The organism is Arthrobacter jinronghuae (assembly GCF_025244825.1).
Lineage (GTDB): Bacteria > Actinomycetota > Actinomycetes > Actinomycetales > Micrococcaceae > Arthrobacter_B > Arthrobacter_B jinronghuae.
This window is the reverse complement of record NZ_CP104263.1, coordinates 793931-817290: the sequence shown is the minus strand read 5'-3', so window position 1 is coordinate 817290 and position 23360 is coordinate 793931. Positions and strand designations below refer to the sequence as shown.

The 23360-nt window shown below is 67.1% G+C and carries 19 protein-coding genes; 6 read left to right on the top strand and 13 right to left on the bottom strand.

Translation table 11 applies throughout. The features are described from left to right. The first annotated feature begins 13 nt into the window (after window positions 1-13). From N2K98_RS03750 to N2K98_RS03735, 4 genes are read left to right on the top strand one after another with little or no spacing between them, the layout of a single operon-like run. A complete protein-coding gene (locus N2K98_RS03750) occupies window positions 14-964 on the top strand; it encodes a carbohydrate ABC transporter permease (protein WP_255798405.1) in 951 nt (316 codons plus the stop codon). Then, a complete protein-coding gene (locus tag N2K98_RS03745) occupies window positions 964-1782 on the top strand; it encodes a carbohydrate ABC transporter permease (protein WP_255866074.1) in 819 nt (272 codons plus the stop codon). The genes N2K98_RS03750 and N2K98_RS03745 overlap by 1 nt, the downstream gene beginning before the upstream one ends. Window positions 1783-1784: 2 nt before the next feature. Next, on the top strand, window positions 1785-4148 hold the full coding sequence (locus tag N2K98_RS03740; RefSeq protein WP_255866073.1) for a beta-xylosidase/alpha-l-arabinosidase: 2364 nt from the start codon (window positions 1785-1787) through the stop codon (window positions 4146-4148). Between the two features lie 50 nt (window positions 4149-4198). Further along, on the top strand, window positions 4199-5191 hold the full coding sequence (locus N2K98_RS03735; RefSeq protein ID WP_255866071.1) for an acetylxylan esterase: 993 nt from the start codon (window positions 4199-4201) through the stop codon (window positions 5189-5191). Here N2K98_RS03735 and N2K98_RS03730 read toward each other — a convergent pair. The 5 genes from N2K98_RS03730 to xylA form a co-directional block, all read right to left on the bottom strand. Further along, window positions 5188-5718 carry a GNAT family N-acetyltransferase gene (locus tag N2K98_RS03730; protein ID WP_255866070.1) on the bottom strand — a complete coding sequence of 177 codons (531 nt, stop codon included), beginning with the start codon at window positions 5716-5718 and terminating at the stop codon, window positions 5188-5190. The two genes, N2K98_RS03735 and N2K98_RS03730, sit on opposite strands and share 4 nt — an antisense overlap. A gap of 31 nt (window positions 5719-5749) precedes the next feature. After that, window positions 5750-6208: a cytoplasmic protein gene (locus tag N2K98_RS03725; protein ID WP_255866069.1), complete on the bottom strand. Its 459-nt coding sequence runs from the start codon at window positions 6206-6208 to the stop codon at window positions 5750-5752. Between the two features lie 50 nt (window positions 6209-6258). After that, on the bottom strand, window positions 6259-7176 hold the full coding sequence (locus N2K98_RS03720) for an aldose-1-epimerase (protein ID WP_255866068.1): 918 nt from the start codon (window positions 7174-7176) through the stop codon (window positions 6259-6261). 10 nt (window positions 7177-7186) lie between these two features. Beyond that, window positions 7187-8608 (bottom strand): FGGY-family carbohydrate kinase, encoded by a 1422-nt coding sequence (locus N2K98_RS03715; protein WP_255866067.1) that lies wholly within the window; start codon window positions 8606-8608, stop codon window positions 7187-7189. 90 nt (window positions 8609-8698) lie between these two features. Then, on the bottom strand, window positions 8699-9880 hold the full coding sequence (gene xylA, locus N2K98_RS03710; protein WP_407079881.1) for a xylose isomerase: 1182 nt from the start codon (window positions 9878-9880) through the stop codon (window positions 8699-8701). A gap of 205 nt (window positions 9881-10085) precedes the next feature. On the opposite strand from xylA, the gene N2K98_RS03705 reads away from it, so the two are divergent. Continuing rightward, window positions 10086-11273 (top strand): ROK family transcriptional regulator, encoded by a 1188-nt coding sequence (locus N2K98_RS03705; protein WP_255866064.1) that lies wholly within the window; start codon window positions 10086-10088, stop codon window positions 11271-11273. Window positions 11274-11285: 12 nt separating this feature from the next. Here N2K98_RS03705 and N2K98_RS03700 read toward each other — a convergent pair whose 3' ends face one another. After that, the gene (locus N2K98_RS03700; RefSeq protein WP_255866063.1) at window positions 11286-12443 is read right to left on the bottom strand and encodes an NAD(P)/FAD-dependent oxidoreductase; all 1158 of its coding nucleotides are present in this window, start codon (window positions 12441-12443) and stop codon (window positions 11286-11288) included. An 88-nt stretch (window positions 12444-12531) separates the two neighbouring features. On the opposite strand from N2K98_RS03700, the gene N2K98_RS03695 reads away from it, so the two are divergent. Beyond that, window positions 12532-13575, top strand: a complete 1044-nt coding sequence (locus N2K98_RS03695) for a nucleoside hydrolase (RefSeq protein ID WP_255866062.1) — start codon at window positions 12532-12534, stop codon at window positions 13573-13575. Here the strand turns inward: N2K98_RS03695 and N2K98_RS03690 are convergent. From N2K98_RS03690 to N2K98_RS03660, 7 genes are all read right to left on the bottom strand, one after another. Continuing rightward, the gene (locus N2K98_RS03690; RefSeq protein WP_407080020.1) at window positions 13562-14368 is read right to left on the bottom strand and encodes a 3-hydroxyacyl-CoA dehydrogenase family protein; all 807 of its coding nucleotides are present in this window, start codon (window positions 14366-14368) and stop codon (window positions 13562-13564) included. The two genes, N2K98_RS03695 and N2K98_RS03690, sit on opposite strands and share 14 nt — an antisense overlap. A gap of 46 nt (window positions 14369-14414) precedes the next feature. After that, on the bottom strand, window positions 14415-15224 hold the full coding sequence (locus tag N2K98_RS03685) for an enoyl-CoA hydratase/isomerase family protein (RefSeq protein ID WP_255866060.1): 810 nt from the start codon (window positions 15222-15224) through the stop codon (window positions 14415-14417). A gap of 88 nt (window positions 15225-15312) precedes the next feature. Further along, window positions 15313-16374: a GDSL-type esterase/lipase family protein gene (locus tag N2K98_RS03680; protein ID WP_255866059.1), complete on the bottom strand. Its 1062-nt coding sequence runs from the start codon at window positions 16372-16374 to the stop codon at window positions 15313-15315. Between the two features lie 117 nt (window positions 16375-16491). After that, window positions 16492-18768 (bottom strand): zinc ribbon domain-containing protein, encoded by a 2277-nt coding sequence (locus tag N2K98_RS03675; protein WP_255866058.1) that lies wholly within the window; start codon window positions 18766-18768, stop codon window positions 16492-16494. Between the two features lie 85 nt (window positions 18769-18853). Beyond that, the gene (locus N2K98_RS03670; protein WP_255866057.1) at window positions 18854-21325 is read right to left on the bottom strand and encodes a zinc ribbon domain-containing protein; all 2472 of its coding nucleotides are present in this window, start codon (window positions 21323-21325) and stop codon (window positions 18854-18856) included. Between the two features lie 250 nt (window positions 21326-21575). Beyond that, the gene (locus N2K98_RS03665) at window positions 21576-22724 is read right to left on the bottom strand and encodes a type I restriction enzyme HsdR N-terminal domain-containing protein (protein WP_255798388.1); all 1149 of its coding nucleotides are present in this window, start codon (window positions 22722-22724) and stop codon (window positions 21576-21578) included. Window positions 22725-22920: 196 nt separating this feature from the next. After that, window positions 22921-23226 (bottom strand): variant leucine-rich repeat-containing protein, encoded by a 306-nt coding sequence (locus N2K98_RS03660; protein WP_255866056.1) that lies wholly within the window; start codon window positions 23224-23226, stop codon window positions 22921-22923. Between the last annotated feature and the right edge of the window lie 134 nt (window positions 23227-23360).

Here is a 23360-nt window from a genome sequence, read left to right as displayed (position 1 = left end):
GATTGCCGAGACCATGACCACTCTGCTTCCACCCCGGCCTCCGGCCGCACCGGACAACCCCGCCAAGGGTCGTCCGGTGCGGGCCGGCCGGGCCCGGCTGAACCGTCCGGGCGTCGCCTGGACCCTGCCCGCCACCGTCTTTTTCCTGCTTTTCGCCGTGGTGCCGCTGATCGCCGTCGTCGTCCTGTCCTTTATGACCTGGACCGGGCTGGGTGACCCGAAGTTTGTCGGCACCGAGAACTGGGAAACGCTCGCCGGCGATTCGGTGATGCTCAAGAGCCTGTGGCTCAGCGTGCTGTTCATTGTGCTGGGTGTTGCCACCCAGACTCCGGTGAGCATCCTGCTCGGTGTCTGGGCCGCTGGCCCGCAGCGCAACCGCGCCGTGCTCAGCGCCATCTTCTTCCTCCCCCTGCTGCTCTCCTCCGCAGCCATCTCGGTGCTGTGGCGTGCGCTGCTCGATCCGAACTTCGGTGTTCCCGCACAGCTCAAGTGGCTGTTCGGGGACGGCAACCTCTTCGGCAACCAGTCCACCGCCATCGGCGTGATCATCTTCGTGGGCATGTGGCAGTTCACCCCCTTCCACACGCTGATCTACCAGGGCGCCGCCAAATCGGTTCCGCCGGTGCTGTACCAGGCCGCGGAAATCGACGGCGCCGGACGGGTGCGCCAGTTCTTTTCCATCACGCTCCCGCAGCTGCGCAACAGCATCATCACCTCGGTGATCCTGATGGTGGTCGGCGGCCTGACCACCTTCGAGACGGTGCTGATCCTGACCAACGGCGGACCCGGAACGGACACCACCATCACCGCCTTCTACATGTATGAGGAAGCCTTCCGCCGCTACAACTTCGGCATGGGCTCCGCCATTGCCCTGGTCCTGGTGGTGGTGGCCACCGCCATCTCACTGATCATGGTGAAGGTTTCCGGCTACGACAAAATGCGCAGCACCATGGAGGGAGTCTGATGCGTACCCGCCCCAATTACATTGCCGGAGCTGCGGTCACCGTCTGGCTCCTGATCGTTGCCCTGCCGCTGTATGTCATGGTGGCCGCCAGCGTGCAGACCCGCCCCGAGTTCAGCGCCAACGGCCCGCTGTCCGTACCCACCAGCCTGACCTTCGAGAACTTCCTGATGGTCTTCGACAGCGGGTTCGGCAAGTACTTCCTGAACACCTCCATTGTCACGGCCGGCGTGGTGGGCATTGTCCTGCTGGTGGTGCCGCCGCTGTCCTACGCAATCGTGCGCAGCCAGTCCCGCTCCACCACGCTGATCTTCCGGTTCTTCCTGCTCGGGCTGGCCATTCCGGTCCAGGCAGTGATTGTGCCGATGTTCTACCTGATCAACTCGGTGGGCCTGTATGACACCCTGCTGGGCATCATCCTGCCCACGGCCGCGTTCGCACTGCCGATCTGCACGCTGATCCTCTCCGGGACCATGCGGGACATCACGCCCGAACTCTACGAAGCCATGTCCGTGGACGGAGCGTCCACCACACGTACCTTCCTGCGCCTGGTGCTGCCGCTGTCCAAAGGCGGCCTGTCCACGATCGCAGTGTTCGCCGCGCTGCAGGGCTGGAACGGGTTCCTGCTCCCGCTGATCCTGACCCAGTCGGAATCCACCAAGGTGATCACGCTTGGCCTCTTCAACTTCCAAACCCAGTACGGCATCAACGTGCCGGGCATCCTCGCCGCAGTGATGCTCTCCATGATTCCCGTCCTGCTGGTGTACCTCTTTGCGCGCCGCGCACTGGTCCAGGGCCTTATGGGCGTTGGCGGAAAGTAGACATGACAGAAACAACAGTTCAGCACCTCCCCTGGCGGGACACCTCCCTGACCGCCCGCGAGCGCGCCGCCCGGCTGGCCGAGCAGATGACACTGCGGGAAAAGGTGGCCCAGCTCTTCGGCGTCTGGGTGGGTGCGTCCAACGAAGGCGGCCAGGTGGCGCCCCATCAGCACGACATGAAGGAACCGGTGCCGCTGGAGGAGCTCCTGCCGAACGGGTTGGGCCAGCTCACCCGGCCGTTCGGCACCCTGCCGGTCGACGCCGGTATGGGCGCCCTGTCCCTGATGCGCACCCAGCAGCGGATCGCCGAGTCCAACCGGTTCGGCATCCCGGCCATGGCGCATGAGGAATGCCTGGCCGGGTTCGCGGCCTGGGGTGCCACGGCGTATCCGGTGCCGCTGTCCTGGGGCGCCACGTTCAACCCGGAGCTGATCGGCCGGATCGGTGCGGCCATCGGCACCGACATGCGCTCGGTCGGCGTGCATCAGGGACTCGCTCCAGTGCTCGACGTCGTCCGCGACGCCCGCTGGGGCCGGGTGGAGGAGACCATCGGCGAGGACCCCTATCTGGTGGGCAGCATCGCTTCGGCCTACATCCGCGGGCTCGAAGGCGCGGGCGTGGTGGCCACGCTGAAGCACTTTGTCGGCTACTCGGCGTCCAAGGCCGGCCGCAACCTGGCGCCGGTGTCCGTCGGTGCACGCGAACGCGCGGACGTACTGCTGGTGCCTTTCGAAATGGCCGTGCGGGAATCCGGGGTGCGCTCGGTGATGCACGCCTATACCGACGTCGACGGCGTCCCCTCCGCTGCGGACCGCTCACTGCTCACCGGCCTGCTGCGCGAGACGTGGGGTTTCGTCGGCACGGTGGTGGCCGACTATTTCGGCATCAGCTTCCTCAAGGAACTGCACCGCGTGGCCGGTTCACTCGGCGAGGCCGCTGCAGCGGCGCTGACCGCCGGCGTGGACGTGGAACTGCCCACCGTGGATGCGTTCGGCGAACACCTCATCGCGGAACTGGAGTCCGGGCGGCTGGACGAATCCGTCATCGACACCGCACTGCTGCGGGTCCTGACCCAGAAGGTCGAACTCGGGCTGCTGGACCCGGACTGGTCCCCGGTGCCCTCGGCCCTGGCCGGTATGGACCTTACGGACTCGTCCGGCGTCCTGGGTTCGGTGGACCTGGACCGGCCGGAGAACCGGTCCCTGGCGGCCGAGGTCGCCGAACAGGCACTGATCCTCACCGCCAACAAGGGAATCCTGCCGCTCGCAGCGCCGGGGCGGATCGCCGTCGTCGGACCCAACGCCGACAACCCGATGGCGTTCCTGGGCTGCTACTCCTTCCCCGCCCACGTTGGTGTGCAGCACCCGGAGGTGGCGGCGGGAATCGAGCTGCCCACCGTCGCGGCGGCGCTGCGCGGCGAGTTCCCGGACAGCTCCCTCACCGTGACCACCGGCTGCAGCGTGGACGGCCCCGAGACGGACGGATTCGCCGACGCGCTGACCGCCGCCCGGGACGCCGACGTCGTCGTGGCAGTGCTGGGTGACCGGTCCGGTCTGTTCGGACGCGGCACCAGCGGCGAAGGCTGCGACACCGAGTCGCTGGTCCTGCCCGGGGTGCAGCAGCAGCTGCTGGATGAACTGCTGGACACCGGCAAACCCGTGGTGCTGGTGCTGCTCACCGGACGCCCCTACGCCCTGGGCCGCGCCGCCACGGAAGCGGCCGCGATTGTGCACGCGTTCTTCCCCGGTGAAGAGGGCGGACCGGCGATTGCCGGGGTGCTGAGCGGCAGGGTGAATCCCAGCGGCCGGCTGCCGGTCAGTGTTCCGGCGTCCCCCGGTGCGCAGCCGTCCACTTATCTGGCCGCTCCGCTCGCTCAGCTGAGCGACGTGTCCAGCATCGACCCGACACCTGCCTTCGCGTTCGGCCACGGGCTGGGCTACAGCAGTTTCGACTGGACGGATGTTGCCCTGGACGGTCCGGCACAGTTCGGCGTCGACGGCGAAACCTCCGTTTCCGTGACCGTAGCCAACACCGGCGGGCGCGACGGCGTCGAGATCGTCCAGCTCTACCTGCACGATCCGGTGGCCTCGGTAGTGCGTCCGGTGCAGCGGCTGGCCGGGTTCGCCCGGGTCCCGCTGCACGGCGGAGAAGCGGCGAGGGTGCGGTTTACGGTTCCGGCCGACGCCGCGTCCTTCACCGGGCGGGACGGGCAGCGGATTGTGGAACCCGGAGACCTGGAGCTGCGGCTCGGAACGTCGAGTGCCGACATCCGCGGTACGGCCGGTGTTAGCCTGACCGGAACCGTGCGGGTAGTGGACCACACCCGGCGGCTGCACTGCCCGGCGGACGTGGCACCGCTGGGCTGAACACCCGCAACCGCACGCAACGCACCGCCGAACCCGGGAGCCGAAACCGTATGTACTCCGACCTGCCCGCCGACCAGCTGGCCGCCTATCGAGGCAGCACCCGTGCCCCGGAGGACCTGGACCGGTTCTGGGCGGACACCCTGGACGAAGCACGGCAGCATCCGCTGGCGGTAGAGGTCATCCCCTATCCCAGCGGGCTGCGGACCGTGGAGCTCTACGATGTGGTGTTTCCGGGCTTCGGCGGTGACCCCATCCGCGCCTGGCTGCGGCTGCCGGCCCGGAGCATCCGCGGCGACGCTCCGCTGTCCGGCGTCGTACAGTTTGTCGGCTACGGCGGCGGGCGCGGGGACGCCCACGAGAACCTGTTCTGGGCCTCGGCCGGGTTCGCGCACCTGCAGATGGATACCCGCGGGCAGGGGGCCGGCTGGAGCAAGGGCGCCACACCCGACGCCGCCGGCAGCGCCGGACCGCAGGTGCCGGGTGTGATGACCCGAGGCGTGCTCGACCCGCAGACCTATTACTACCGGCGGCTGTTCACCGACGCTGTCCGGGCGGTGGAGGCCATGCGCTCCCTGTCGGAGGCGTCAGCGGTCCAGGTCGATCCGGCCCGGGTGGCCGTGCTGGGACAAAGCCAGGGCGGGGCGCTGGCCCTCGCGGCGTCGGCACTCTGCCCGGACGTGGCCGCCGTCGTCGCGTTCGTGCCGTTCCTGTCCGATTTCCCGCGGGCCGTGACCGTCACCGATTCGTATCCGTACCGGGAGATCCGGGACTACCTGGCAGTCCAGCGCGGGCAGGTGGAGACGGTGATGGAGACACTGGCCTATTTCGACGCCGTGAACCTGGTCCCGCGGTCCACGGCTCCGGCGCTGTTCTCGGTGGCGCTGATGGACACCACCACTCCACCGTCCACGGTCTACGCCGCGTACAACAACTACGCCGGGCCGAAGGAGCTGACGGTGTGGCCGTTCAACGGACACGAGGCCGGGGCCATTGAGGACGACGTCGCCGCGCTGGCATTCCTGCAGAAGCAGCTGGCGGGTTAGCCCGGGTTCTCGGCGGTGAACAGCTCCAGGACGGTGTTGTAATACCGGTCCGTGCTGCCCTGGGGAACCACGCCGATCTTCTCGCAGACCCGCCGGGAGGAAGTGTTGGCCGGATCGATCACCACCACCACACGGGGCAGCCCCTGCTTGAAAGCGTGCTGCAGGACGGCGGCCGCGGCCTCCGGCGCGTAGCCCCTGCCCCAGCTGTCAGGATGGAAATGCCAGCCGATTTCGATATCGCCCGAGGGCTTCCGTTCCGGGCCCGACGCCGGAATGGACTTCAGCAGCAGGGTTCCGGCCAGGTCCCCGGTTTCCCGATCCTGCACGGCCCAAATGCCGCAGGTTCCGTCATCCAGTCGGGCCCAGGCCTGGATCAGGGCGTTCGCCTCGTCGAGGTCCTTCATCAGCTTCGGAACGGCGCCCAGAAAACGCTGCACCTCCATCCGGGAATACAGGTCCAGGACGAAGTCCGCGTCCTCGGAAGTGAACGGGCGCAGGGTCAGTCGATCGGTCTCCAGGGTCTGCATCCGGGAAGTCTACAGCGACTGAAAGAGCAGGTCAGGGGCCGGCAGGCCGCGGCCCGTCCGGCAGCTCCCCCGACGGGTCCGGTTCCTTCAGCTCCACGAAAAACACATGGGTTTCCGTCTCTCCGGTGTTTTCCCCGTAGTGCTCCTGGGCGGGGAGCCAACGGACGGCACCGGCGGGCAGTTCCACGTCCATTCCGCCGCCCGGAGCGGGAGTTGGCGCGCCCGGCCCCGGCCCCGGTCCTCCACCCGCGCCCGGTCCTCCACCCGCGCCCGGCACAGGCATCGGTCCCGGCACAGGACCTACCCCGCGTCCCCCGGACGAATGCAGCCGCCGCCGGAAGGAGCTGGCGGTGAGCATCACGCTGTCCGGATGCCGATGCATAACGCTTGTATGGCCGGGAGCGTCGCGGTACTCGAGCACGCGCACGCGATCGTTTTCAAACACCACTTTGTAATGGTCGGGATTGGACTCGACGGGATCCTGAGTCATACCTCACAGGGTAGGCCGGTTCCCTTGCGGGAAACAGGACAGCACGGTGGTTAGGCAGCAGCAATCCGGTAGCCCAGCCGGTGCTCCTCGCCTGGCGCCAGCACAATGAGATCCTTGCCGGAGTTGAAGGCATCCGGCGGGCAGGTCATCGGCTCCACGGCCACGCCCAGCCGGTCCATCTTCTCGCCGGAGTAGACCTGCAGCCACGGCGCATCCTTGCCGGTGGAGGACAGGACGGCGCCGAAGCCGGTCTCCGGGTCGGTGAGCGTCACCTGCCACCCGCCGTCGGGCAGGCCGGTGAAGGCATGGTCTACGGTGCGGGCGCCGATCGGTTCCGGAGCGGAGAAGGAGAGCACGGTGCCCTCGGTGTCCCGCAGTTCGCTCAAATCCAGGGGGCTCCCGGACTGCTCCGGGCCGCCCAGAACCTGCCCGGCAGGAACGTCCAGCACGCAGCGGTCCACGGGCACCCGGTCCGCCGTGAGATACGGGTGGGCGGAGACGCCATAGGGTGCGGACGCGGTACCCGCATTGGCGGCGGACAGCTCCACGCTGAGCCCGGTTTCGGCATCGAGCGCATAGACCGCCTGCAGTTCCAGCTGGAACGGGTAGCCGGGCTGGCCCATCAGCCGGTGCCGCAGGACCACACGCTCCGGCGACGTTTCGGCAACATCCCAGGCATCCCACGCCACCAGCCCGTGCAGGGCCATACCGGTCTCGGGTTCGTTGACCGGCACCTGGTACTCGGTGCCGTCGAAGGTGTAGCGGCCGCCGACAATCCGGTTCGGCCAGGGCATCAGCACCTTGCCGGTGAAGGCCTGCGGAATCTCGTCCTCGGCGAGCGTCAGCACCAGATCCCGGCCGCCGAAGGTCAACCCTGCGAGCGTGGCGCCCACCGGCAGGATGGTGGCCCGGTAATCCCCCGCGGCCAGGGAAACGGGACGGCCGTTGGGGCCGAATGAAGAAGTCATGGGGCCGATCCTATCCGGCAGCCAGCAGCGTAGGGCTTCCCGCCGCCTGCCGGTAACGCTGCAGCACCCCGGGAGTGGGATCCGCCGTCACCACCACGGACGCGCCGTCGTTCCAGGCGGGCCACGCACCGGTGAGGATGGCAGCGGCCTGCCGGGCGGCGCCGTCGGCCACATACTCCCCCGGGCGCGGGACGGTGACGGGAAGCTCGAAGACCGCGGCAATGGCCTGCTGGATCGCCTCGGACCGGGCAGCACCGCCCACCAGGATGACGCGCTGCGCGGAGACCCCCGTGTTCTTCAGCGCCGCGAAGCCGTCCGCAAGGGAGCAGGCCACGGCCTCGACGGCGGCCCGGGCCAGGTTGGCGGGAGTGAAGTTCCGCAGCGTCATGCCGTGCAAGGAACCGGTGGCGTCCGGCAGGTTGGGGGTTCGCTCCCCTTCAAAGTAGGGCACCATCACCAGGCCGTCGGCACCGGGCGGCGCGGAGAGGGCCAGCCGGGTCAGTTCGTCCAGTTCCACCCCGAGCAGGGCAGCGGTGGCGTCCAGGACACGGGAGGCATTCAGGGTGGCGGTCAGCGGGAGGAAGTGGCCGGTGGCGTCGGCAAAGCCGGCCACAAGTCCGGAGGCGTCCGACGTCGGGGCGTCGGCGACGGCGAACACGGTGCCTGAGGTGCCGATGGAGACCACCACATCCCCCACCCCGGCCGCGACGCCCAGCCCGGCGGCCGCGTTGTCACCGGCACCCGGGCCGATCAGCGCGCCGGCGGGAGTGCGGGCACCCGCTTCGAGCGGACCCAGGACGCGCGGCAGCTGCGGCACGTGGCCGAGGGTCTGCTCCAGGACGTCGGAAAGGTACTCCCCCGTGGACGGGGACCAGTAGCCGGTGCCGGAGGCGTCGGACCGGTCGGTGGTCAGGGCGGCCAGTCCCTCCGCCCCGCTGCCCGGCCCGTAACCGGCCAGGCGCCAGCTCAGCCAGTCGTGCGGCAGGCAGACGGCGGCGGTGCGGGCGGCATTCTCCGGCTCGTTTTCGGCCAACCAGCGCAGCTTCGTCGCGGTAATCGAGGCCACAGGCACGGTACCCGTGGTGTCGGCCCAGTACCGGGCGCCGTCGGGTCCGGCGTCGGCTATGAGCTTGTCCGCGGCGGCGGCGGAGCGGACATCGTTCCAGAGCAGCGCCGGGCGGACCACGGCGCCGGTTTCATCCAGGCAGACCATGCCGTGCTGCTGCCCACCTACCGAGACGGCGTCGACGTCGTCCAGTCCCCCGGCAGCCGCCGCGGCCTCCAGGAAGGCTGCCCACCACGCTTCCGGATCCACCTCGGTGCCCGCCGGGTGGCGGGCCGTGCCTTCGCGCAGCAGCGCGCCGGTCTGAGCATCGCGGATAACTACCTTGCAGGACTGGGTGGAGCTGTCGACTCCGGCAACGAGTGGCATGTCGAGCCTTTCAACGGGTGCTGCCGCCGGTCCCCCAGGACCCGGCGGCAGCACGATTCGGTGATGTTTTGCGCGTCGTGGGCAGGTAGCCTAGCGGGCACCCATCAGGTGTTCCAGCGCAAGCTGGTTCAGCTTCACGAACCCGAAGTCGCGGTCCGCGGCGGCGTCGGCGTTGAAGTCCTCGAAGGACGCTGCGTCGGAGAGCAGGTCCGCGACGGATTCACCGGCAGCCAGCGTGGGCTGTGCCAGCTCGGTGATGCCGGCGTACTGCATGGCTTCCTGCACCTCGGGATCGGCCCGGAAGGCGAGGGCACGTTCCTTGAGCAGCAGGTACATGTCCATGTTGGCCTTGGCGGATTCCCAGACGCCTTCGTAGCCCTCGGTGCGGGACGGCTTGTAGTCGAAGTGGCGCGGACCTTCGTAGCGCGGTCCGCCGTTGGGGAAGCCGTTCTCCAGCAGGTCCACGGTGAAGAAGGCGCTGGTGAGGTCGCCGTGCCCGAAGACGAGGTCCTGGTCGAACTTGATGGACTTCTGGCCGTTAAGGTCAATGTGGAACAGCTTGCCGGACCACAGGGCCTGGGCGATGCCGTGGGTGAAGTTCAGCCCGGCCATCTGCTCGTGCCCGGTTTCCGGGTTCAGGCCGACAATGTCACCGTGCTCAAGCTGGGCAATGAACGCCAGGCCGTGGCCGATGGTCGGCAGGAAGATGTCGCCGCGCGGTTCGTTGGGCTTGGGCTCGATGGCGATGCGCAGCCCGTAGCCCTTCTCCTTGATGTAGCCGGCAGCGGTGTCGATGCCCTCACGCATGCGATCAAAGGCTGCGGAGAAATCCTTGGAACCGTCGTACTCGCTGCCTTCGCGGCCGCCCCACATGACGAAGGTTTCCGCGCCGAGTTCCGCGGCGAGGTCGATGTTCCGCAGCACCTTGCGCAGTGCGAAGCGGCGAACGGAGCGGTCATTGGAGGTGAAGCCGCCGTCCTTGAACACCGGGTGCGTAAACAGGTTGGTGGTCACCATGGGTGCCTTGAGGCCGGTTTCGGCCAGGGCATTGGTGAAGTTCTTGATGATGATGTCCCGCTCCTGCGCCGTGGCGTCGAAGGGAACCAGATCGTTGTCGTGGAAGGTCACCCCGTAGGCGCCCAGTTCGGCGAGCTTGTGCATGCCCTTGATGGGATCCAGGGCGGCCCGCGTCGGTGTGCCGAAGGGGTCGGTTCCGGTCCAGCCGATGGTCCAGAGGCCGAAGGTAAAGCGGTCGGAAGGCGATGGCGTCATTGTCACGTTAGCTCCAGAATAAGTATTAGTTGGAAGCAACAACATATTGGGGCAACACTCCCCTGTCAATGGTTTTCGGACAATAAAACTCCCCTCCGCGGGTCATCGGGGCCTGCCGGAGGACATTTTGTTGCCGCCCCCAACCAAATCACGGCCGCGACAGGTAGGCTGGAGGTTGACCATCAACGGGAGAGGGAACAAAGACGTGGAAAGCGGCATTATCAGCGCGCCTGCCCCGGCGGGCCGCGGCACCGATAACCTGCGGTCCGCCAACCTCTCCCGCATCCTGACCCTGCTGCACCGGAACGGGCAGCTCTCCCGCGCGGACCTGACCCGGCTTACCGGGTTCAACCGCTCCACCATCGGTGCCCTGGTCGGCGAACTGGCCGGCATGGGGCTGGCATATGAGACGGATCCCCCCGCCGGACGGGTCGGCCGGCCCAGCCCGCTGGTCCACCCCAACGAGCGGGTGGCCGCCGTAGTGGTCCATCCCGACGTCGACGCCGTGACCGTAGGCCTGGTGGGGCTGGGCGGGCGGGTGCACCGCCGGGTCCGCCATGACACCGTTTCCCGGCCGAGCGTGGCCGAGACGGTAAGCATCACCCGCGCCGTGCTGGCCGGGATGGCTCCTGATCTGGCCGGGATGGACCGGATTGCCGGCGTGGGTGTGGCCGTTCCCGGGCTCACCCGCACCTCGGACGGCCAGGTGCTGCTGGCACCACACCTGGGTTGGCGGAACGAGCCGCTGGCCGCTCCCCTGGCCGAGGCACTGGCCCTGCCGGTGTTCGCCGGCAACGACGCCACGCTGGGCTCGGTGGCAGAGAGTCTCTTCGGTGCCGCCGTCGATACCGGCAATGCCGTGTACCTCAACGGCAGTGCGAGCGGGATCGGCGGCGGGATCATCGTTGCAGGCACGCCGCTGCGCGGGGCTGACGGCTACGCGGGCGAGCTCGGGCACACGCTGGTCCGCAGCGACGGCGAACAATGCCACTGCGGCCGGCGCGGCTGCCTGGAAACGGAAGTGAACCTGGCCGGCTTGCTGGAGGTCCTGGGACTGGACCGCGCGGACCAGGACACGCTGGACGCGGCGATGGCCGACCAGCAGACCGCCGCGGTGCGCGCCGAAGCGGACCGGCAGCTGGACCAGCTGGCAGTGGCGCTGACGAACTTCGTGAACATCTTCAATCCGGACACGATTGTCCTGGGCGGGTTCCTCGGCACCCTGTTCGCTTCCAATCCCGGGCGGCTGACCGACGCCGTTGCCGCGGAGGCGGTGGCGGGCCTCGGCGAGCGCGTTCAACTGCGCCGGGCGGCGCTGCGCTCGGAACTGCTGCTGGTCGGTGCCGCGGAGCTGGCCTTCGCCCCGGTGCTGGCTGCGCCGCGACCGGCGTAGGAATCGCCCGGTTTAGGAATCCCAGCCGAAACTGAAACGCTCGGGCCGGAACGGTTCCAGCAGCGGATGCCGGCGGCCGGTGAGGATTTCATCGGATACCAGCTCCCCTGCGATCAGGCCCAGCGTGGCCCCCGAGTGCGTGAAGGCGGTCCAGCAGCCGGGCAGCGCGGCAAGCTCACCGAGCACCGGCTCGCCGTCCCCCGGCACCGGCTTCAGCCCCGGCTGCCGGCTCTGCGGCACCACCTCGGGATGCCCGGCCAGCACCCGGCTCGCCTCCGCTGCCAGCTCGGCCGGCACCTCGGGATCCACGCTCCAGCTGCCGTCTCCAAGGCGCTGCACCCGGTCCAGGTACCAGGTGGAATCCATCGCGAGCCGCCCGCCGGGGTGCGGGCGCAGCGATATCCGGGGCGTGTTCAGCACGGCCCGCAGTCCGTGGTCCACAGGTTCACTGATCACCAGCATGGCCGGGTCAGAGGCGTCGGGCAGGTGGACACCGGCCTCGGCGAGCACCGCGGGGGTGCCGGCTCCGCAGACGACGACGACGACGTCGGCCGCGTATTCTTCCCCGCCTGCGGTGCGGATCCCGCGCGCCCTGACGACGCCGTCGGACCCGTCCCCGCCGGGAACAGTGCGGGTAAGAGTACATCGGCCGGCGTGTTCGATCAGGGTGCCGCCGCGCATTGTGAACTCCTCGGCCAGGTACCGGACCAGGTGCGGCAGCGACACCCATCCCTCGCCCGGGTTGACCAGCACCCGGTGCGGCAGGACCCCGGGGTCCACGCCCGGCACCATGGCCGGAACGTCTTCGCGTTCCAGCATCCGGGCCTCGTAGCCCTGTCTGGTCTGTTGGTTGTGCCGTTCGATTACAACAAACGGGTCATCGTCCCAGTACAGGCCGCCGTCGAAGGCAAGCCAGTCAATGCCGGGGTTCTGGGCCAGCAGGGTCCGGTACCGGTCGATGCCGGCCATCCGCAGCCGGTAGTAATCCTCGCCGTACCCGCCGCCGGCGTTCAGCCAGGACAGCGAGCGCCCGGAGGCTCCGCTGCCCACTTCCGCTTCCGTCACCAGCAGCACGTCCGCACCGCCGCGCAGCAGTTGCACCGCAGTGGAAAGTCCCAGCACCCCGCCGCCCAGGACGGCGACGGTATCCGGCGGAAGCGTGTTCGGCATGCTTTTCCCCTTCATGAAGTACCGCAGGGTTCAATTCTCTGATTACCTTGTCAGGTAATTTCCAGCAGTTTAAGTGAAAGACGGCGCCGTGCATTCTTCTTCCTCCTCCGAACAGCCGCGCCGCATCCCCGTCATTGCCGACGTCGACACCGGCGTGGACGATGCCCTGGCCCTGACCTTCCTGGCCCGCAGCCCCCGCATCGACCTGCGGGCCGTGACCTGCGTGGCCGGGAACACCGACGTCGACCAGGTACTGCGCAATACCCTGGACGTGCTGGACCTTGCCGGACGGCCGGATGTTCCGGTGGCCCGCGGGGCGGAGCGGCCGCTGATCAACGAGCCCCGCAATGCCCACGCCTTCCACGGCGTCAACGGGATCGGCGGGCTGCAGCTGCCGGCAGCCAGTGCACTGGCCTCCCCGCTGGCCGCCGTCGAACTCCTGCACCGCACCATTGAAGATTCTCCGGAACCGGTGACCCTGCTGGGCATCGGCCCGCTGACCAATGTGGCGGTGTTCCTGCGTGCCTACCCGCTCACGGCCCGGAAGCTGGAACGGATTGTGTTTATGGGCGGATCCGCCGGGATGGGCAATGCCACCTCGCATGCCGAGTTCAATGCCTGGCATGACCCCGAGGCGCTGGCCGTGGTGCTGGAAAGCGGAGTGCCCGTGACCATGTACGGGCTGGACGTCTTTATGCTGGCGACCCTCGATGCGCCGCAGTACCTGAAATTGGAAGCCTCCACGGATCCCGGTGCACGGCTCGTGGGTTCGCTGCTGGCCTTGGGCGCCCGGACTCGGGCGGCCGGAGGTGTCCTGGGCGCGGAGCCGCTTCCCACGGTGAGCGCCAATGACGGCACCCTCGAGCCCATGACCATCGGCGACGCCGGTGCCGCCTGCCTGATCGCCGCACCGGAAACCGTGGTGCTGGAGGATTACCCGGTGCGGGTGGAGCTTGCCGGGCACAGCCGCGGGCAGACCCTGGTGGACCGGCGGAGAATCGCCGGTGAGGACGCGGTGCACGGCTTGCTCGCCCCGGCACCGGTGATTTCGGTGGCCATGGCCCTGGACCACCCCGCCATGGTCCGGACGTTCCTGGACACGGTGGCTCCGGACGAGGCTATTCGTAGCTGAAAAAGCCCTGCCCGGTCTTCCGTCCGAGTTCACCGCGGGCCACCTTGTCCCGGAGGATCTGCGGTGGCGCGAAGCGGTCTCCCAATGTCGAATGCAGGTACTCGGCAATCCCCAGCCGGACGTCCAGTCCCACCAGATCAGTGGTGCGCAGCGGGCCGGTGGGGTGGCGGTAGCCCAGCGTCATGGCGGTGTCGATATCCTCGGCGGACGCCACACCCTCCTCCACCATCCGCATGGCTTCCAGGGCAATGGCGACGCCGAGCCGGGAGGACGCGAAGCCGGGCGCATCGCGGACGACGACGGCGGCCTTGCCCAGGGCTTCGATCCATCCCTGTGCGCTCGTGGCCAGCTGCTCCGACGTCCGGGCACCGAGGACCAGTTCCACCAAGCGGGAAGCCGGCACGGGATTGAAGAAGTGCAGGCCGCAGAAGTTCCCCGGCCGCTTCAAACCCGCAGCCAGCCGGTCCACGGACAGCGACGAGGTGTTGGTCGCCAGCCAGGCGCCGTCGTCGAGCTGTTCCTCCACAGCACACAGGGCGGTGGATTTCAGCGCGAAGTCCTCCGGTACCGCTTCCACTACCAGGCCGCAGCCCGCGAACTCCCCGTAGTTCACGGCAAAGGTTGCACGCTCAGCGAGCTCTTGGGTGCTTTCGTCCGTGTCCCCGCGTTCCACGCTTTTGGCGAGTGACCCGGTGACCCGGGTGCGGGCGGCGTCGGCGGCTTCCCGGTCCCGTTCGACGACCACCACCTCTGCTCCGGCCAGGAGGAAGGCGTGGGCAATACCCGCTCCCATGCGTCCGCCGCCCAGCACCCCTATGCGTGCCGGAACGGTACCGGCGTTAGCGCTCCCGGGTGCCACGGGGGCTCTCCTTGCGGTCGAGGAAGGCCTGCATGCGGTCCAACTTCGCCTCGGATTCGAAGAGTATCCCCTGGGCAAGGTTGTCGATCAGCGGATGGGCTTCACGCGGTGCCGCGAAGGCGGCTTTGGTCAGGCGCAGGGCCAGCGGATCGGACGCGGTGATGCGGTCCGCAAGCGCGTGGGCGGCGGGCAGCAGGCCGGCGGGATGGTGGATTTCGGTGATCAGCCGGACGGCCAGTGCTTCCTCCCCGGATAGGATCCGCCCGGCCAGCAGCATGTCCTTGGCCAGCGGCTCCCCCACGAGCTCCTTCAGCCGCCAGGTGGCTCCGGCAGCCGCCATGATTCCCAGCCCCGCTTCAGGCTGGCCGATCTTCAGCCGCGGTGTGCCCAGCCGGAAGTCCGCGGCGTAGGCCAGTTCCGCCCCGCCGCCCAAGGCAAATCCGTCCAAGGCTGCAATCACGGGCAGCGGCAGGGCGGCAATCCGGGTGAAGAGACCGGAGTTGATGCCCGCCAGGGCGTCGTCGCGGCGCCGTTCGCGCAGCTCGGTAATGTCCGCCCCGGAGGCAAAGATCCCCTTTCCACCAACCTCGGTGCCGGAGAGGACCAGCACCCGCGGCCGCCGCTCCAGTTCGGCGCAGACCGCATGCAGTTCCGCCACCATGGCCGCGTCAATGGCGTTGCGGACCTCGGGCCGGTGCAGCTGGACGTGGATCCGGTCTGCCCCCTCGGTCACGCGGAGCGTGGAAAATCCTGCGAATGCGTTGGTCTGCTGCTGCGGGGGTTCCGTCACGGTGCGCCCGTCCTCTCGTTGGGGGCCGGCGTCCTTGCCGGCAGTCCCAGTATTACGCAGGCACCGGGCTTTGCCGTGATGCGGCTCACTACGGCATGGGATGCTCCGCGGCCCAACGGACCAGCTCCGCCGTCATGGCACGGTAGCCCGCATCGGTGGGGTGCAGCAGCTCCTGGTTGGCAGTAAACGAGTCCGCGGCCTGCAACAGCCCGGAGAGATCTGCCGCATGCACGAACGGTTCCGGGCTGCAGGCGCCGTGTCCGGCCAGGGCCTGTTCGACGGCGTCCACGTAGTAGAGGTTCGACGCGGCCGATGTGTCCACGGCGGACCGGATGATGGCATTCAAATCATCTATGAGGTCCCGGCCGAAGCGTTGCTCCTCCGTGCTGAGCCGGCCGCAGCCGCCGTCGGGCTCATCAAAAAGCTGGGGGTACGGAAGTACCAGCACCGGAGCAGAGACGGCCGCCGCGACGCTGGCATACGCATCCGTCAGGTCGGCCTCGAGGGCGGACAGCTGCTCCGCCGCGTGGGCGCCCAGTTGCGGATCATCACTGCAGGGAGTGGTTTCCAGCAGGCAGGCCTGCAGGATTCCGGCGAAGTCGAGGTTGTTGCCGCCCACCGAGAGCACCACCAGGGTCGGTTCGAAGCCCTGCAACTGGTCCAGCTGTGCCGGGACCGTGCCGGGGTCGGCTGCCGGTCCGGCTCCGGGATCCAGCACTGCCAGCCGTTGCTGAGCGGTCAGGTGCCCGGTGGTGGCCCGGGAACATGCGAGGTTTGCGATGTTCTGCGGGGCAAACAGTTCCGCAGCGGGCGGGTGGAGGCTGCGGTGGCAGGAATCCCCGCCGCCGGACACAGCAGGCTGGTAATCGCCGGCACCCTCCCCCGCGGCGAAGGAGTCGCCGAGGATGGCCAGGCGTCCGGCGTCGCCGGTTACCTCCGCGAGCCAGCCCGAGGGGCGGGGCGGTTCCGGGGTCGGGGCGGGGCTGGGGGCTGGATCGCTGGGCGTTGGATCGGGACTGGCCGCCGTCGTCGTACTGCCCGGCGGCGGACCCGCGGCAGGCGCGGTCGAGCACCCGGAGAGCAGTATTGCGGCCCCCACGATGCCGGCTGCCGCCCGCCGCCTCACGCCCGCGCACGTCCGGTTTTTCATGAGCGCCCCTGAATCATTGAGCTGGTGGAAGTTAAACGCCGGCGGCCGGCGTCGTTGGCAGTGATAACCCGCACCAACGACGACGGCCGCCGCTTCATACCTATTACTTAACGCCGGTTACCGACGGCGGCCCAGCGCCTCGTTCACGGCCGGGTCTCCGAGCTGGCTGAGCCAGCTCAGCAGTGCCGGGTAGGTGGACGGGTTGGCTGCCACGACTACCCGGGCACGCGGGTGGGTAGCCAGTTCCTGGAGCCGGGCCAGGGGCGTGGCCGGATCGGCGGCTTCAGCCAGCAGGGCGGCATCCGGGTCAGCGACCGGGGTACGCCGAACGGTGTCCTCGGACACTTCCTCGTCCTGGTCCTGGTCCTGCGGCTCAGTTGCCGCAGACTGCGCGGGTTCCTGGGCCGGAGCCGGTTCGACTGCGGGTTCCTGGACGGGAAGCTGCTGCTGGGGCTGAACCGGTGCCTGCTGCTGGGGTTCCTGGACGGGAACCTGCTGCTGGGGCTGAACCGGAGCCTGCTGCTGGGGCTGGCCCTGCTGCTGAGCGGGCTGGCCTTGGTGCGGGAACTGGTGTTGCTGAGCCCCAACGAAACTGGCCGGCGTCGGAATGGCGGGAACCTGTGCCTGGGCCGGAGCCCCTTCAAAGGCGAAACCGGTGCCCAAGTTGCCGGAGGCCGGCAGCGACTTGAAGTGTGCCCGCGCTGCCTTGTCCAGCCAAAGCACGGCCAGCACCGCGAACGGCATAACCCAGGTGAGCACCATAATCAGAGACATGACCGTACCGACCGGCAACGGCTCGGCACCCGTCGACCACTCGAAGTCCTGGACTTCGAAAAGGATCATGAGGATCAGCGCCAGGACAAACACGGCACCCGCGTACACGCTGCCCATCACGAAAGCGGACCGCTCGTCACGGGAGGCAAGCTTCGGGGTCAGTGCGGTGGCGGCGACCAACAGGAGCGCCAGAACCAGGCCAACCGACCAGGAGGCCACGCCGTCGTAGTCTTCGATCAGTGTCTGCACCAGTCCGATCAGCATGAAGACGGCCAAAGCCGCGGCCAGGATCAAGGTCAGGAGCAGTACGGGGCGGAGGGCAGTGAGCCGGTCCGCGGGGGCAACTGCGTTCCGGTCCGTGGTGCGGGCGACGGACGGAGCGGAAACCGTAGCGCCGAAGGCCATCCAGAACAAGATGGAGAATCCTGCTCCACCCGGGAAGAACCCCTGCGGAATCGAATCCACGCCCATGAGTCCCAGCACCGCGAGGAAAACGCCGCCCACCCCGAGCGCCACACCGGCAAAACGCCAGGCGTCGGAGCCGCGGAAGACCTTCAGCGCGATGAGTCCCAGAACCGCTACCGACAGGAGCGCCGCAAAAGTTCGGGAAACCAGCAACATCCATCGGTCCCCGCCCGTGTAGTACTCCTGCACTTCCATGGCAAGCAGGATGATCTGCAGGATGGTGGTGACGGCCATGAAGCCCACAATGCCCAGCATGACGAACAGCCACCGCCGGTGGCGTGCCGCATCAACTTCGCCGGGAGCTATTTCACCCTTTCGCGGCTGTGCCGCGAGGATGGCACCTGCGAGTCCGAAGGCGACGGCGTTGCCCAGGTAACGGAAATCATCGTCACCGAAGCCGGAAACGAGGCTCAGCACGAAGTAGACGAGCACCAGGATCACGTACGGAAGATTGGCCAGGAGGCGAATGTCCTGGATCTTCCGGTAGCCGATGGTGGGTCCGAAGACGCCCGCGCGCCACAGGTAGCTGACGCCAATGGACATCATGCTTAGGAGGCTAATGAGGAGTACGTCTACCCGGGTTCCGGCCTTGCTGGGGTCGTCGTAGCTACTCGTACTGATGGACCAGGTCATGAACAGCGACGCGAAGAGGGCCAGGAAGGCCAGGCCGTCACGGACGTAGTCACTGATCGGAACCCCGGCAAAGGGCGACGGACGCTTGGTGCCGGCGGAAACCTGCGCCTGGGCCTGGCTGTAGCCGGGGTGGCCCGGATACTGCTGCTCTTGACGCTGTTGGGTCGGCTGACCGTAGCCGGACTGGCCGTAGCCACTCTGGCCGGGCTGACCTGGCTGGCCGTAAGGCGCCTGGCCGTAACCCCCCTGGCCGGGCTGGCCCGGCTGACCGGGCTGACCGGGCTGACCTGGCTGGCCGTAAGGCGCCTGGCCGTAACCACCCTGACCGGGCTGGCTTGGTGCGCCGACTGCTGCGAACTGCCGATCTTCCGCCGGTCCGGCAGCTGGTGTTGCGGGTTCGGCGGCAGGCTCCGCAACTGGAGCGGAAGCAGCAGCGGGTGCGGCACCTATGGCGTACCCGCAGTCCGCACAGAACCGGCCTCCCGGTTCTTGCTGTTTCCCACATTCGGGACAGAATTTCATAACGCCTTCCTTGGATCTTCAAGAATCATTTATGCCGGTGGCCCGGCAGACCGGAAACAGGCTGGACCGCCCGCCGGGAAGCCTGCTACTTCGTCTTGACCGCGACCGTGTAGCTCACGAGGTCGAAGTCGGTCTCCGGAGTGGAAGACAGAATCTGGACTTTCAGCTCATGGTCCTTGCCGTCATTGGGGTAGGCGGTGGAGTACTCGACCCTCTCCCCCATCGGGATTTCGAGCTTCTCTTCCTTACCGTCCAGCGTGATGCCGAGCACGATCGTTGAAGTCGATGAGCCGAGAGCGCTGATCTCCAGATCGGCTTCGACGTCCGCGCCCGCGATGGTGTGGCTCTTCACGGACTCTGCCGAGGACCCGGTGGAAAGCACTCCGAAATCACTGCTGATGTACGAGCCGGAAGGCACTGAATCCGCGGAGTAATCCGAGTCAGAGTAGTCCGAGTCATTGGAAAAGTCGTAGCCCTTCCCCTCAACCAGGGTCAGGTCGGCGGAGTGCTCGAAGTCGTTGCCCTTTTCGGCGAACCCTTCCTGCCATTCCGAGCCGGCGAAGACCACGAGCTTGTAGTTGCCCGCCTCGACCTCATCGCCCCATCCGAGGTCCGCGATTTGCTCCTTGCCGTCCTCGGAGTACACCAGCATGTCGCCGAAGTCGCCGTCTTCCGGCTCCAGAGCCATGTCCTCGTCCACCGTCAGATTGAGGACCGCGAAGCCCGCCGAGTTGAACTCCACCTCGGTGGATTCGTCCACGCTGATATCTCCGGTGGCATCCTCGGTGTTCGCGAGCTGCATCAGGGCCAGCGCCTGCTCACGGGTCAGGGAATCGGTCCAGTTGATGACCCAGTCCGCAACGGTGTGCCCCAGGCTCACGCGCCACTTGCCTTCCTCCTCAATGGTGGTCAGGCTCATGATCTTCGCGCCGCCCAGCATCTCCATGGAGGGCTCAATGGAGTAACCGGAATCGCTGAAGCAGATGCTGTCGGACTCCCGCTCACCTTCGATGCACTCGCTGGTCAGGGTGATCTTGTCACCGTATTCGCTTTCAACCGTGATGTTCTCGACGACGGCGACGGCACGGTCGCCGTCCTTGTCGCCATCCGTGAAGCGCACGTCGCTGATATTCAGCTCTTCTCCGCTCGCCCCGGCCATCATGTCGTCAAACAGGTCCTGGTACAGGAACAGCAGGCTGCCTTCGTGGATGGAGAGTGTCCCGGCCAGAGCCTCCAGGCTTCCTTCGGAAACCACGTCTGGAACGGCCTCTACTGCGGCCTGCGCTGCTGCGGCCGGGCTGTCGCTGCCGCCCGCTGTTTCGGGAACGCTGCCGCGGTCATAGCCTTCGCTCTCGTTGATCATTTCAACGATGCTGTACATCGGGCTCACGTACCAACGGCCGTCACGTTCGGTGGCCACCAGGGTCAGCGGAGAGCCATCCGGTCCCATTTCGTTGAGCTGGACGGTCTCATCGATCTTTTCTTCGTCTTCGTAGCCGCCGGCCTCGAGACCGGAGCGGATGGCTCCGGTGGTTTCAGCCGGATCCAGCTGAATCCGTGCCTCACCGGAGGTGTACTTGATCAGCGCAGTAGAGTCGTCGATCTCGGTGACCTCGGGATCGACACCCTCGAAGGTGATGCTCATGCCGTCGAAGGTCAGTTCGTCGTCGATTTCCGTTTCTTCGTCGGCGACCTTATTGATCGCTTCCTCCAGCTGGAATTCCTCGGCCTTGTCCATCACTTGTTCCTGGATGCGCTGGAGCGGTTCGCGTTCCTCCGGCGGCACCATGGTGGCCAGTCCAATGATGTCCTTGGACTCGATGGCCTCCACCACCTTGTCGGCAGCGCCTTCGGCGGACCCGGCACCTCCGCGGACCATGTTCTGCACGATGAAGAACGCTGCCAGCCCAAGGACTACGAGGAGGGCCAGCACGGAGACCAGGATGATCGTCAGCTTGCGGGAGGGCTTTTTGCCGCCCGACGACGGCGCGCCGGGTCCGGCGGGTCCCTGCGGACCAGCGGGGCCGCCGTCGTTCGGAGCAGCGTAGTTGGGACCGCCCGAATTGGGACCGCCCGCGGCCGGGCCTCCGGGCGCGGGACCTGAGCCGGCGGGGCCGGTGTAGCCGGTGCCGGGCTGGCCGGATCCGGACTGGGCCGCAGCTTGCGAGACAAAGGGTGGGTCGAAAACTGAAGTCGGTGCAGCCGGGGTGCGCATAGCTGCAGTCTGCTGTTCGCTGTGCTGCTGGGCCGGGGCCTGATCGAACCGCTGCGTCGGCTGCTCGCTGTGCTGCTGGGCCGGGGCCTGCTCGAACCGCTGCGTCTGCTGCTCGGCCTGGGCCGGGCTCTGGGAGTCGACGGCCTGAGGGGAGGCTGCCTGCGGGGCTCCGGCCTGCGTGGAGTCGGCGCGGTGCGTTCCGGAACCCGGGGCAGCATCGGCTTCCGTGCCCTGAGGAGCGGTTGTTTCGCCGCCCGACAGTGCCGGCTGAGGCGCCTGGCAATTGGTACAGAATTTCCAATGCGGCTGCAGTTCAGCGCCGCAGGACGTGCAGTGTTTCAAGACTCCCCCAGGATGTCAGCAAGGACCCGGAAGGAGTAAGTGATGGTCCCCCGAGCCAACAGATACGTACGGCACTAGACCCTAGCACGGGCCGTGGTCAGGCGAGGGGGCAGTTTCAGCGGCTGAGATTGACGTTGAGAACGTAGCTGTCATCGAAGGTTCCGGCGGTGGATTCAGAACCGCCGCCCTGAGCGGCCCGACCCCATCCGCCCAAGATCCACGAATGAGCCTCTACCCCTATCCGCTTGAGCTACTTCGCAATGAGCTTTCGGTCGACAACTTCCATACGCAGCACGGTCGCCAGGTCCTGCACGGTAGTGGAAATACCGCTATTGCGCTTGACCTCCTTGCGGATGGCATCCAGCACTGTATCGGATAGGAGGATATCCAACAGCGCTTCAGGGGATGTAGCCGCGCGGTGTTTCCAGAGTTCGTCAATCTTCCGGCGCTTAAGCGCTTCCCGGTGAAGGTAGAAGAGCTTTTCCGCTTTTTCGGCGACACTCTCGGGACCGAGCAGATCCACTTCGAACGCCATATCCACCACCACAGGCAGCCCACCGGTCAGGTGGTAGGCACGCCAAACCTGCCCATTGGTGAGGACCATCCATTCGACGCCCTCGTTTACTGCGTACATCTGAACCTGGCGGAGGTGGCGCTCATTCAATTTCTGGCTGATGCGCTTCACTTCAATAAAACCGACAAGCTGCTTGTCGATGCGAACGCCATAGTCCGCGAAATCCTGCTTCACCATGTATTCCGTGGTGAGGTCCCGGAACTTGTCATAGCCGAGGCCTTCACAGAGCAGATCGGTCACGACGAGCCGGGTATCGCCCTCGTTGGCATCCCGCTCAAGGAGACTCTGCAGCGGTTTCGCGAATTTTTTCACGGCTGCCGTTACGTGCTCACGCGCGTCCGATTCCCATTTCGGCATTCGGCTCTGCGCTGTTGCCGGCTTGATTTTGGCAACCACCGTCATGGTGCCTTCCGCCTCACCCTTTTGTGCGGGCACTACGTCCACAAGACTGACCTCAACGGTAGCTGCCGGCTGCGGCGGAACAGGCACACTTGGTGCAACCTCCGAGGAGACAATCACTGGAGCAGGATCCTGAGGGCTGGGAACTTCCTCAATCGCTTCCACGAAACCCAGAGGACGCGCCAGCTCAATGGGCAGCTGCAGATGAGGTGCGGAGACCCCGAAAGCTGCTTGTTTCAACAGCCACTGAATGGTGGGCAGCCAAGGCTCGACAGCCTGCCGGTCCACTTGGTCGGTGGAAGCATCCTTTAGCCGACTGATCGTCTCTAGATCGGTTTCAGACGGAACCGGGTGCCCTTGGACTGCCGCCTCTCGCGCCCATTCAGCCAGCACTGCCAACCGTGCCTCGAACTTTGCATCTGTCATATACATCCCCCTCAGGACAGCACCTGCACTCCAGGCGCCTGTTCGCTTCTCTCCTCGTCAGACTATCCTTAGGCACCCTCAAAGCCGCTTACCGCGATTCCCGCGTACGAAATCGTCCCTTACGCGTAGGGAATTGCTTCTTAAAAGGAACGTCCCGCCGCATCGACTTCCTGCAGCGGGACGTTCTCAGTGGAGGCTAGCGGCCGCGGCGCGCCAGTGCTTCGTTCACGCCGGCGTCGCCAAGCGCGCCGAGCCAGGCAAGCAGTTCCGGGCCGGCAGCAGGGTTGGCTGACACCGCGGGGCGGGCCAACGGGTAGTCAGTGGCCAGTTCCTGCAGCCGGAGCGGGTCGGTACCCGGATCTTCGGCCTCGGCCAGGATGGCAACCTCGGCGGGGTCCACCTGCGCGGGCGGGGCGGCGGATGCGCCGCCGCTGACGACGTCGGCTGCCGGAATGTTCATAACCGGTTCCGGATTTCCGTTCCCATACTTTTCGTCCTGCATGCAGTCCTCCTTCAAATGGGTGCCTGAGTAAGCAGGCTTTCCATTATTGTTTCAGACCGCGGGGCCGCCGCCCAATCGCCGCAGCCCCGTCAAGGGACGGGCCGGACTACCGCCGTCGGCCGCCGCCCCGGTGG